Below are 12097 nucleotides of genomic sequence, written 5' to 3' on the forward strand. Positions count from 1 at the left end.
CGTGTTCAGCACTTGGCATGTTCAGCACTTGGCGTGTGCGCCGCCCGGCGCGTGCAGCCGGGCGGCCGGGTGCTGCGGCGAGGCCTAAAGGCCCTTCTGCTTGCGCACTTCCTCGGCGATCTCCAGCATGTCGCCGACGATGCCGTAGCGGGCGATGGAGAAGATGGAGGCTTCGGGGTCCTTGTTGACCGCGATGATGTTCTCCACGTGCTTCATGCCCCACTGGTGCTGCACCGAGCCGGAGATGCCCATGGCGACGTAGAGGTTGCACTTCGCCGCCAATTGGCCGGACTGGCCCACCTGGCGCGCCTTGGGCAGCCAGCCGTTGTCGGCGATGGGCCGCGAGCAGCCCAGGGTCGCGCCCAGGCCCTCGGCGAGCTCCAGGAACTGGGCCACGTTGGCCTCGTCGCCGACACCGCGGCCGATGGAGAGGATGAAGGGCGAGCCGGGAATATCGATGCCGCCGGTGGCCGGGGGATCACGCCAGTCCAGGTGCCGGCTGCGTCGCTGGGCATCGCCGGCCTCGAACGGGGTGATCCGGGGCTGGGCCGGGCCGGCGGCGGGCTCGAACGCCCCGCTACGCAGGGTGACGAGCACCCCTGCGCGACCGGGGAAGTCGATCTCCACGAACACCTTTTCCTGGTAGCCGGCGCGCGTCGCGACGACGGCGCCCTCCTCCACCTGGAGGCCGAATACGTCGGTGGCGAAGCCGAGGTCGTTGGCGATGGCCACCGCCGGGGCCAGCGCCCAGCTGTCGACGCTGTGGGGCATCAGCACCAGGGCCGGCTTGCGCGCGGCGATCAGGTCGCTGAGGGCCCGCTCATACAGGTGCGGCTCGAAGGTCGCGGCCTCGGGTGTGGTGATGGTGACCACCTCGTCCACCGCGCCGACGCTGACCGCGGGCACGAAGGCGGAGGGGTCGGTGGCGATCACCGCCACGCTCACCTCGCCGCCCACCGCCGCCTTCAACTGGCCGGCGGCGCCGATGGCTTCCAGCGTGGCGGCCCGCAGCTCGCCGCGCCGATGTTCTGCCAGAATGAGAATTCCAGACATCAGCCCTGCACCTCCTCGATGATTTCCAACAGACGGGCCGCCTGCTGGGACGGCGTGCCCTCGATCATTTCGCTCTTGCCCCGCTCGGGCACGTAGACACGCCGCACCCGGCTCAGCGCGCCAGCGCCGCCGATCTCCCCGGTGCTCAGGCCGAGGTCGGTGGGCGTGCGGCTTTCGATGGCCTTGGCGTTGGCCTGCTTGATGGCGCGCAGGGAGGCGTAACGCGGCGTGTTGATGCCGAGCTGGATGGTCAGCACCGCCGGTGTTTCCACCTCGATGCGCTCCACCAGCCCGCCTTCCAGCTCGCGCTCGACCGTGGCGCTGGCGGCGCCGGGCGCATAGTCGAGGCGGGAAACCACGGCCACCCGCGGCCAGCCGAGGAGGGCTGCCACCGACATGCCCGTCTGCGCATGGCCGAAGTCCGAGGACTGGGCGCCGCACAGCACCAGGCCCGGCTCCTCCTGTTCCGCCACCTTGGCGATGATGCGGGCGATGGCGACCCGGTCGGCGTCGCCGAGGTCCGCATCATCCACCCGAATGGCCCGGTCGGCGCCCTTGGCAAGAGCCTTGCGCAGGGTGTCGTCGGCATCGTCGGGGCCGATGGTGAGAACCACCACCTCCACGGTCCCCTCCGGTGCGGCTTCCTTGATGAGGACGGCGGTTTCGAGCGCGTATTCGTCGAACTCGTTGAGATCGAACTCGCAGAAGTCGGGGTCGACATCGCGGCCATCATCGCGGAGCTCGAACTCGTCATCGAGGGAAGCGACACGTTTCACCGGCACGAGTATTTTCATGGGCGTCCTCACAGGGCTGGAGAGAATTCGGCGGCGTGCGCCCGCTGCATGGGCGCGTGCGCGGCGAGCCGCGCGACCATCCGCGCGCCGACCGCGAACCGCACCTGCGGCTCGAGATCGTCGGCCAGGGACCAGGCATCGGCATCGGCCAGATTGGGATGGCGCACGGCCATGGCGCGGTTGAGCGGATAGGGGTCGGCGAGCAGCGGCTGCAGCGCGAGGGCGGGCGCGCACGGGTTCAAGGCCACCGCCCGGCGCACATCGGCATCGGCATGCCGGGCGCGGGCCACCAGGGCGGGGCCGCGAGCCTTGGGATTGCGGGCGACGGCGGAGGAGACGTCGACATGCGCATCGCCCTCCAGCGCGCGCAGGGCGTCGGCCGGCAGGTCCGGCCGATCGGCGACGCTGGCACGAACCCACGCATCCCCATCCGTGGCGAGGGCGGCAAGGGCGTCGCCAGGGCACTGCGGATTGCGCCCCGCCGCATGGCGGACTTGAGCTGCATCGTCGCGGCAGAGGGCGAGGAGGACGGTGTTCGGCAGTCTGGGGTTGCGTGCCAGCCAGGTGCGCACCCACACGTCGGGGTCGCGGCTCAGCGCCATGGCGAGGGCACGCGGCAGCCGCAGATGGCGCGCCTGGGCCCGGCGCACACGGGCCGCCGGGTCCTCGCCGGCGCCCGCCCGGCCGCCGGCCGTCGCGCGCACCGCTTCGGCCCGCACGGCGGGGTCGGGATCACCCAGCAGGCTCCGCGCGGCCGCGCGCGCCAGCGCCGGATTGCCGGCGCAGCGCCGGCGGAAGGCGGGATCTGGATCGCGCCAGGCGGCATTGAGCAGCGCCGGCGGGCAGGCCGGGTGGGCGACCAGCTCCAAGGTTGCCGCCGGCACGCCACGTGCGGCGATCGCGAGAAGGAGGGCGGCATCGGCTTGCGGATGACGGGCCAGCAGGGCGGCTTCGGCGGGGCTGGCCCCCACATGCAGGCGGTGCAGCACCAGTGTGGGCGTGGCGGGGTTGCGCAGCAGGGCGCCGCGCACCACCGTATCGGCATCGCCGGCCAGCCCGGCCAGCAGCAGCGCCGGTGCGTTGGCATGGCCGGCGACGGCGATGCGTGTCTCTTGGTCCGGCAGATGCTGGGCCACGTTCAGAAGCACCGCCGCGCTGCTGGCGGGATTGCGGGCGAGGCGCCGCAGCACGGCGGGGCGCTGCTCCTGCGCCAGCCGTTCCAGGAAGCGGACGGGTGTGAAGGGCAGGGCGGCGAATGCGAGCTTCAGGCGCTCCCGTGCGAGCAGGATGCGCGCCAGGCCCGCCTGCGCCCCCGTGGCGCCGGCCGCGCCATAGGCGGGCAGGCACAGATAGGGGTCGGCCCGCCGTTCAAGGGCCAGCAGCAGGGCCGCCATGTCGGTGGGGGGAGCGGCCGCCGGCGCCCGCATGGCTAGCCCACCTCGGCCGGAGCCGCCGCCGGGGCGACCGCGTCGGCCTCCAGCGCCTCCGCCAGCAGCTCGGTGAGCTCCATCACCCGGAAGTTGCGCTCATTGCCGGTGGTCTTCACCGCATCTTCGAGCATCGTCATGCACTTGGGACAATTGACCACGAGCACGTCGAGCCCTTCGATCTCGGCCGCCTCGCGGGCCCGGATCTCGCTGACCTTGGAGGTGCCGGGCGGGTCCGGTACCCACACCCGCCCGCCGCCGGCGCCGCAGCAGAAGGAATTGTCGCGGCTGCGCGGCAGCTCCACCAGCTTGGCGCCGGTGGCGGCCACCACCTCGCGCGGGGCGTCATAGCCCTTGTTGAGCCGGCCGAGATGGCAGGGGTCGTGATAGGTGACGGTGAAGTCGAGCTGCCGCGCCGGCGCGATGCGGCCGGCGTCCAGCAGCTCCTTCAGATAGGCGCTGGCATGGCTCACCTGATAGCTGCCGCCGAGGTCCGGATACTCGTTCTTGAGGGTGTTGAAGGAGTGCGGATCGGTGGTGACGATGCGCGAGAAGGTGCAGCCGGAAAGCGTCTCCACATTGCCTTCCGCCAGTTGCTGGAACAGGCCTTCCTCGCCCACGCGCCGCACGTCGTTGCCGGCGGTGGTTTCCCCCTCATAGAGGATGCCGAAATCGATGCCGGCGGCATGCAGGATGCGGGCGAAGGCGCGGCTGACCTTCTGGCTGCGCGGATCGAAGCTTGCGTAGTCGCCCACGAACCACAGCACCTCCACCGGCTCCTTGCGGGCGTCCTTGATCTTGAGCGGCAGGTCGCGGGTCCATTGCGGCCGCTTGCGACGGCTTTCGTTGAAGCAGTTGCCGGTCTTGCCGATGGCGCCGAGGGTGCGCTGCAGGGCGCTGTCCATGTTGCCCTGGTCCACCATGTCGCGGCGCAGCAGGTTGATGAGTGGCAGATGCTCCACCCCCACCGGGCAGATCTCGGTGCAGGCGCCGCACTGGCGGCATGACCACAGGGTGTCCGGCCGGAATTCGCCAGTGGCGAGGCCGACGAGCGGCGTGGCGCAGGCGGCGGCGCGCGGCTTCGGCAGCACTTCCCCCAGAAGCGCGTTGGCTTGCTCGCGCAGCGTCAGAATGACGTCGCGCGGGGAGAGCGGATAGCCGGCGGCGCGGGCCGGGCAGGCCTCGTGGCAGCGGCCGCACTTGGTGCAGGCATCGGCCTGGACCAGATAGCGGCTGGAGACGTCGCCGAGGGTGCGATAGCCGATGTGGTCGGCATCGAGATTGCCCAGCGGCAAGTGGTTCAGCGCGTTGGGGTCCTTCAGCAGCCAGGAGGTGGCGGCCGTGACGATGTGCTTGGCCTTGGTATAGGGGATGAGGGCGACGAAGGTGAGCGCCAGCACGCCGTGGAACCACCACAGGCCCATGCGCAGGGCGCCGGCGCCCTCGCTGCTCATGCCGATGGCTTTCAGCCCGGCCGCCACCAGCGCGCCGAACGGCGCCCACCAGCGGGTTTCCCACACCGCCGGCTCGGCCTGCAGCCACACCATGCGCGCGCCGGAGAGCAGGAAGCCGGTGATGCCGATGAGCAGCAGGGTCCACAGGAAGGCCCAATCCTCGATGCGGTAGCGCTCGCGGCTGAAATCCGCATCCTCGGGGGTGCGGTCCGGGCGGGCATAGTCGAGCTTGGGCGGACGCAGCCAGCCGCGCCGGTACATCATATAGGTGAGCCCGGCGATGAAGCCGGCGCCGGCCAGGTTCAGCACCAGCTTGAAGAGGAGATAGAACTGCCCGTGCCAGAAATTCACGCCGAGCAGCGGGCCCAGAATGTCTTCCTGCAAGGTGATGGTGGCGGTGCCGATGAACAGCAGCGTGAAGCCATAGAAGATAAAGGCGTGGAGGCGCCCGGTGCGGGCATCACGCCGGCGCAGGGCGCGGTGGCTGGCGATGACCTTCGCGGTGTCCGCAAGACGGGTGGCGAGCTGGCGCCAGGAGAAGGCCGCGCCGCGCTGCCCGCTGCGATACTTGCGCACCTGCACATAGACGCCGAAGGCGAACACGGCCATGGCGGTGATGGCATAGGCATAGAACGCCAGCAGCATCCACAGGGAGAAGTCCTGGAACAGGATGCGCGTGACCTCGGTGGGGGCGATGCCGCTCGGAATCATCTCGTGCTCGTCCTCGGCGCTTTCAGGCGCACGGCGTCCCGCCGGGCCGCCGCCTGCGTCTCGTCCAGTGAAGAAGAAGGGCGCCGCCCGGCGGAGCGGGCGGCGCTTGCGGGACGCGGCTCTGGCGTCCCGCCCGCATGACCGGGGCGAGGGGAACTAGCCCTGGTAGCGGATCTCGTAGGAGCCCCCCGGCTGGTAGGGGGCGCCGTAGACGGCCGCCTCGCGGCGATACGGCTTGGGCTCCTGCGGGTTCGCCTCCTCGATTTCGCGGGCGAGCCGCTGGCCGTCGAAGGTGGCGTCGGCGATGAGCTTGGGCGCCCAGGCATCGCCGATGATGTAGACCCCCTTCACCCCGTGCGCGGCCCACTCGCCGGCACGGTCCTTCAGCCCCCGGAACAGGGTGTCGTCGGAGCGGCGGGCGGTCACCAGCACCAGCGTGTCGAACTCGTGCCAGGCATGGGTGGTGTTGGCCGCGCGGGGCATCTTGCCGGGGCCGGTGTAGCTGCGCTTATGGCCGTCACCCCAGATGTTGTAGAGCTCGATCCGCCCCTCCTCGACCCGGCTCGCCCAGGTATCGCCCATCACGTTGATGTGCAGCTCGTGCAGCATCCGGTGCATGTTGGGCGCTTCCAGGGTGAAGTGCATGTAGCGGCCGAGCTCGACGCCGCTGGCCACCGTCACCTGGTGTCCCGCTTCCGCCAGCTTCTGCGCCAGGCTGGGCGCCATGTAGTAGGGATCGGCATTGAGGATGACGACGCGCTTGCCGATGGGCTTGGTGCCGCGGATCACGTCCTCTGGCGTCAGCACATTGTCGCGCCGCGCGCCGTCGAGGCCGGGAATGGGGGCGTGGGTGAGGCAGTTGGTGCCGTCGGCCACCCAGTGGGCGCCGGTGGCGACCACCACCTTGTCGGCGCCATAGTCCAGCACATCATCCACGGTGAGGCGCTTGCTGCCCAGGGCCATCTGGCTGTCGCGGCTGCGCTTCATCAGCTTGGTGAGCTGCACCTCGCGATAGTCGCGGTGGTAGCTCCATTCGCCGAGGCCCGGCAGGGTGGCGACATCGTTCACATAGCCGCCCACCTTCTCGGCGCTGTCCACCAGATGCACCACATAGCCGCGCTCCAGCAGCACGCGGGCGCATTCCGAACCGGCGGGGCCCGCCCCCACCACCAAGATGGAGTCGTCCGATCCCTTCTTGGGGAAGCGCTCCGGATGCCAGCCGCGCCGGAATTCCTCGCCGGCGGTGGCGTTCTGGGTGCAGATCATGGGCGGGCCGCCGATCTCCCAGCGGGAGATGCACACGTTGCAGCCGATGCAGGTGCGGATGTCATCCAGCCGGCCATCGCGGATCTTCTGTGGCAGGAACGGATCGGCGATGGAGGGGCGCGCCGCGCCGATCACGTCCAGCTCACCGTTGCGGATGACTTCCACCATCTTTTCGGGATCAGTAAAGCGGCCGACGCCGAGCACGCATTTCTTGGACGCCTGCTTCACGAATTTCTGCCAGGAGAGCTGATGGCCCTGGCGGTAGAAGCGCGAGGGGCCAGCATCCTCACCCCACTCGGCGATGTCGCCGACATTCACGTCCCACAGGTCCACCACATCGTCGGCCAGTTCAACGAACTTCAGGCCATCGCGCTCCACCTCCACGCCTTCCTCGCCGATCAGGGTGTCGACGGCAAAGCGGGTGGCGATGGCGCATTCGGAGCCCACCGCGGCCTTCATCTGCTCCAGGGTTTCGATCCAGAAGCGGGCGCGGTTCTCGAAGCTTCCTCCGTATTTATCGGTGCGCTTGTTGTAATATTTGGAGAGAAACTGCAGCGGAAGATAGGAGTGCGCACCATAGCAATAGATGATGTCGAAGCCAGCATCGCGGGCGCGCCGGGCCGCTTCCACGTAGAAGCCCTGCACGCGACGGATGTCGTCGTAATCCATCTCGTGGCAATAGGTGAGGGATTCGAACTCAGAGGCATACTGGCTGGGGCCGCGGGCGGTCTGGCGGGTTTCCATGCAGGGGGCGTGCGCACCGCCATACCAGAGCTCGACGCCTGCCAGGGCGCCGTATTTGTGGATCTCCGAGGTCATCGCCGAGAGATTCCGCACGTCGCCTTCGTCCCAGATACGCGCTGAGACACGGTGGGTGTCATCCGCTTCCGGATGGATGGAGCAATATTCGGTGTTGACCGCGCCCCAGCCGCCTTCGGCCTTGATGGAGCGATGGGCCGCCTGGAAACCGGGCTTGTCGGAGCCCGCGCCAATGCAGTGCGGCACCTGATAGAACCGGTTCTTCAGCACCTTCGGGCCGATCTTGATAGGCTCGAACAGAATATCGTATTTGCTGATGGTCAGGTCGTCGTGGGTCATTTCACTCCCCATGCAGATCCGGCCTGCCTGAACTTGGCAGCCGAATATTTTTCCCGAAAAGGCGCAAGGAGAAGTCTGGCGCGCAACTAACCGCGCCCGAAAACATCATGTTTTCGGTGGCTCGCCCCTGGTCGTTTCCGGTCGTTCTTTATTGGGAGAATTCTAACTGCGGGAGGGATGGTGCCCGCAATGGTGCCAAATGGCACTATGTCGCACGTGTCACCCGGACACAGCTGCGGAGACTCTTGTTTTGCAGTGCGGTGGTCGGCATGTTGCACTTGCGTTGGCGGTGGCTCTACCTGCAATGGGTGCGGGGCGCGCGCGGGTTGCCGGCGGCGGGCGGTGCGGTGGATTATGGCCGCCCGGGGAAGGCGGGGCCGATGCAAGCAGATCTGAAATACCTGGTGGAAATCGCCAATGCCGGCTCGGTGCGGCGCGCGGCGGAGGTGCTGCACATCGCTCCCTCGGCGCTGAGCCGCCAGATTGCCAATCTGGAGCATGAACTGGGCGTGCCGCTGTTCGATCGCCACGCGGGCGGCATGAAGCCCACGGCCTTCGGGGAGGTGGTGATCCGCTATGCCCGCACCACCATGCGCGGCTTTGAGCGCATGCGCTCGGAAATCGACGATCTCCAGTCGCTCAAGCGCGGCCATGTGAAGATCAATACCGCCGAAGGGGCAGTGGCAGATCTGGTGTTCGAGCTCATCGGCGAGTTGCGGCGGGAGTTTCCCGGTATCACTTATGAGGTGCAGGTGGCCGGCTCGCGCTCCAGCCTCGATGCCCTGGCTCAGGACAAATGCGATATCGGCGTCATCTTCCAGCCGGAGGTCCATCCCGACGTGGCGGTGCTGCGTGAGATCGTCCATCCCATCCGCCTCATCGCCGCGCCCAACCACCCGTTCAGCCAACGCGAGATCGTCGCGCTGCACGAGCTGGAAGCCGGGCCGCTCTGCCTGCAGTCGCCGGATTACACGGTGCGCGTGGTGTTCGATCAGGCGGTCAAGGCGGCCCACATGGTGATCGAGCCGGCGGTGGTCATCAATTCCGTGGAGTTTTCCAAGACCTTCGCGCGGGATGGCCTGGGGGTGTCGCTGGTGCCACTGTTCGCGGTGCGGCGCGATGTGCATGCGGGCACGCTGTGCGCCATCAAGGTGGATTGCGCAGCCTTCGAGACCTCGACCATCGCCGTGTGCGTTCACAAGGAGCGGTTGATGTCGCTGGCAGCCGAGACGGTGCTGCAGCGGCTGCTCGATGCCTTCGAGACCTTTGCCGCGCCGCGATGAATTGGGCGGCAGAGTGCATAGCGTTGCCGAAATGGCAACGAAAAGTTCTATTCTTTCGTCTTCTGAGAACGCTTTCCCTGCCGGATGATCCTTCGCGCCGATGCTGCTGTTGTCGCGCCGAAGGAGTTTTTCCCCATGCCGTCGCCGTCCGCTTCTCCCTTCGTCCCCAAGATTCCCGCCCCGTTCACCGCGGCGGTGGTCCAGGCGGCTCCGGTGTCCTTCGACATCGAGCGGACCCTGGACAAGGTGGCCGATCTCGCGGCCGACGCGGCCCGGGCCGGCGCGGCTTTGGCGGTGTTCCCTGAGGCCTTCATCTCGGCTTATCCGCGCGGGCTCGACTTTGGCGCGTTCGTGGGGCTGCGCACGGCGGAGGGACGGGAGCAGTTCCGGCTCTATTGGGAAAGCTCGGTGGAGGTGCCCGGCCCGGTGGTGGACCGCCTCAGCGCCATTGCCCGCGCCTCGGCCCTGCAACTGGTCATCGGTGTCATCGAGCGGGATGGCGGCACGCTTTACTGCACGGTGCTGTCGTTTGCCGCCGACGGCACCTATCTCGGCAAGCATCGCAAGCTGATGCCCACCGGTTCCGAGCGTCTCATCTGGGGCTTCGGCGATGGCTCCACCTTGCCGGTCTATGAGACGCCGCTCGGTCGCATGGGCGCGGTGATCTGCTGGGAAAACTACATGCCGCTGCTGCGCGCGGCCATGTATGGCAAAGGCGTGGAACTCTATTGCGCCCCCACCGCCGATGGCCGCGAGACCTGGCTGCCCACCATGCGGCACATCGCCATGGAAGGCCGGTGCTTCGTCTTGTCGGCCAACCAGTTCTGTCGCCGGACCGACTATCCCGCCAGCTATCCCTCGCACCTGGGCGAGGATCCGAACACGGTCTTCTCCCGGGGTGGGTCCTGCATCATCGATCCCATGGGGCAGGTGCTGGCCGGGCCGGATTTCGAGGGCGAGGCATTGCTGACCGCGCAGATCGACCTGCGCGAGGTGGTGCGCGCCAAGTTCGATTTCGATCCCGTCGGGCATTATGCGCGGCCCGATGTGCTGGCGCTGACCGTGCATCAGGACGCGCGGGCACCGGTGACCTTCACGCCCCCCGCACCGCTGCCGGCGGTGGAGGACCCCACCGCCGAGGTGGTCTGATCCGCGGGGCCGCACGGCGCCGCACCTCGTCCCTTCCCACACCCATCGTAAACCTCCGCCTCGGCCGGTCCCGGGCGGCAGCGATGGCGCACGTCCCGAAGTCACAGGAGAGAACATGGCCTTGTCCCCCGCTCCCCATGTCGCGAACGCGCTGGAAAAGCAGGTTCCCACGGTGCCCGGCCTGTCCGAGGCCATCCAGGCGCGCGACATCCCGCTGTCGGTGGTGACGCGCGGCGGGGGCCTCGTGTTCGTCTCCGGCCTGCCGCCCATCGATCCGGCCACCGGCGCCATGGTGGAGGGGGATATCCGCGTCCAGACCCGGCAGGTGCTGGAGAACGTGGCGGCGGCCCTGGCCGCCGCCGGCAGCAGCGTCGAGAAGGTGCTGAAGGTGACCGTCTACTGCACCAACACGGGCTATTTCGAGCAGGTCAACGCCGTCTATCGCGAGATGTTCGCCGCCGCGCCGCCCGCCCGCACTTTCGTGGCCGTGGGTTCATGGCCGTTTGCCGCCGATATCGAGATCGAGGCCATCGCGCTCGCCTGAACAGTCAAGCCAAGATCCGAGACAATCGGACGAAAGAACATCCAGAGAAAAATCAGAGCCAGAACAGAGGGGTTATCCATGACACACGCGAGCACCATCACGCATTTGCGGGCTCCGGCGCGCGCCTCCCTTTTCACGCGGCTTGCCGCCGCGGCGCTCACCACCGTGGGCGTGCTGGCCTCCGGCGCGGCGGCCGCGGTCGAGCCGGTGAAGCTCGGCGTCATCATGCCGCTCACCGGCGGGCAGGCGCCGTTCGGGCAGAATTCGCTGCGTGCCATCGAGCTGGCGGTGGAGCGCATCAATGCCGCCGGGGGCATCGAGGGGCTTGGCGGCGCCAAGATCGAGCTGGTGGTGGCCGATGCGGCGAGCGATCCCACCACGGCCGCCTCGGTGGCCCAGCGCATCATTTCGCGTGATCGCGTTTCGGCGATCATCTGCTGCTTCGCAAGCTCCCTGACCATCGCCGCCAGCGAGGTGGCGGAGCGCAATCGTACCCCGCTGCTGGGCATGGCCACCTCGGACACGCTGACCACCCGCGGCTTCAAGAATTATTTCCAGATCACCACCCGCGCCTCGGTCTACGGCGCCGCGCAGCTCGACGACACCATCGCCCTGGCCAAGGCCAACGGCAAGCAGATCAAGAAGATCGCGGTGGTCTATGAGGACACCGCCTATGGCCAGTCCACCGCCGCGGGCCTGCTGAAGCGCGCCAAGGAGATCGGCATGGATGTCGCCCTGGCGGAAGCCTATCCGCAGGGCATCAACGACGTGATGCCGTTGATCCAGAAGATCCGCGCGGGCAACCCCGACGTGGTGCTGGGCGTGTCCTATTTCTCGGATGCGGTGCTGCTGGTGCGCGGCATGCGCCAGGCCGGGCTCACCATGCCCATCGTCGGCGCGGCGGCCGGCTATGTGATCCCCGAGTTCAAGGAGGCCCTGGGGCCGCTGGCCAATGGGGTGATGAGCACCGTCTACGCCAATTACGACCATTATGGCGCGTTCGGCGAGGCCTATCGCAAGAAGTACGGCACCTTCATGACCCATGATGCGTTCGAGCACAGCGCGCTGGTCTATGTGGTGGCGGAAGCCATGAGCAAGGGCAAGACCACCAAGCCCGCCGAGCTCGGCCCGGTGCTGCGCACCCTCGACGTCACATCCGCGCCGGTGAACGGCATGCCGGGCGGTGGCGCGAAGTTCGACGAGACCGGCCTCAATTCCCGCGCCCACCCCATCCTGGTGCAATGGCAGGACGGCGAGCTCTTCACCGTGTGGCCCAAGCAGGATGCCACCCGTTCGGTCATCTGGCCCTGAGCCACGC

9 protein-coding genes are annotated in these 12097 nt (G+C 68.2%); 4 read left to right on the plus strand and 5 right to left on the minus strand.

Going from position 1 to position 12097, the window contains the following annotated elements:
• Positions 1–84 precede the first annotated feature (84 nt).
• From MEU52_RS09255 to MEU52_RS09275, 5 genes are all read right to left on the minus strand, one after another.
• Entirely contained in the window at positions 85–1053 is a 969-nt protein-coding gene (locus tag MEU52_RS09255) for an electron transfer flavoprotein subunit alpha/FixB family protein (protein ID WP_238120994.1), read from the minus strand.
• A complete protein-coding gene (locus tag MEU52_RS09260) occupies positions 1053–1847 on the minus strand; it encodes an electron transfer flavoprotein subunit beta/FixA family protein (protein WP_238120995.1) in 795 nt (264 codons plus the stop codon). Before MEU52_RS09260 ends, MEU52_RS09255 begins: the two co-directional genes overlap by 1 nt.
• A gap of 8 nt (positions 1848–1855) precedes the next feature.
• Entirely contained in the window at positions 1856–3274 is a 1419-nt protein-coding gene (locus MEU52_RS09265; RefSeq protein ID WP_238120996.1) for a hypothetical protein, read from the minus strand.
• A 2-nt stretch (positions 3275–3276) separates the two neighbouring features.
• Positions 3277–5439: a heterodisulfide reductase-related iron-sulfur binding cluster gene (locus MEU52_RS09270; protein WP_238120997.1), complete on the minus strand. Its 2163-nt coding sequence runs from the start codon at positions 5437–5439 to the stop codon at positions 3277–3279.
• A 156-nt stretch (positions 5440–5595) separates the two neighbouring features.
• Positions 5596–7803 (minus strand): oxidoreductase, encoded by a 2208-nt coding sequence (locus MEU52_RS09275; protein WP_238120998.1) that lies wholly within the window; start codon positions 7801–7803, stop codon positions 5596–5598.
• Positions 7804–8183: 380 nt separating this feature from the next.
• On the opposite strand from MEU52_RS09275, the gene MEU52_RS09280 reads away from it, so the two are divergent.
• The 4 genes from MEU52_RS09280 (at position 8184) to MEU52_RS09295 (ending at position 12090) form a co-directional block, all read left to right on the plus strand.
• The gene (locus MEU52_RS09280) at positions 8184–9086 is read left to right on the plus strand and encodes a LysR family transcriptional regulator (protein ID WP_238120999.1); all 903 of its coding nucleotides are present in this window, start codon (positions 8184–8186) and stop codon (positions 9084–9086) included.
• A 135-nt stretch (positions 9087–9221) separates the two neighbouring features.
• Complete coding sequence (locus MEU52_RS09285) at positions 9222–10235, plus strand: nitrilase-related carbon-nitrogen hydrolase (protein ID WP_238121000.1); 1014 nt, start codon at positions 9222–9224, stop codon at positions 10233–10235.
• Between the two features lie 115 nt (positions 10236–10350).
• Entirely contained in the window at positions 10351–10779 is a 429-nt protein-coding gene (locus MEU52_RS09290) for a Rid family hydrolase (protein WP_238121001.1), read from the plus strand.
• A 78-nt stretch (positions 10780–10857) separates the two neighbouring features.
• Positions 10858–12090, plus strand: coding sequence for an ABC transporter substrate-binding protein (locus tag MEU52_RS09295; protein WP_238121002.1), 1233 nt, complete (start codon positions 10858–10860; stop codon positions 12088–12090).
• The last annotated feature ends 7 nt before the right edge of the window (positions 12091–12097 follow it).

The sequence above is a fragment of the Xanthobacter sp. NM-25 genome, from assembly GCF_022138605.1.
GTDB lineage: Bacteria > Pseudomonadota > Alphaproteobacteria > Rhizobiales > Xanthobacteraceae > Xanthobacter.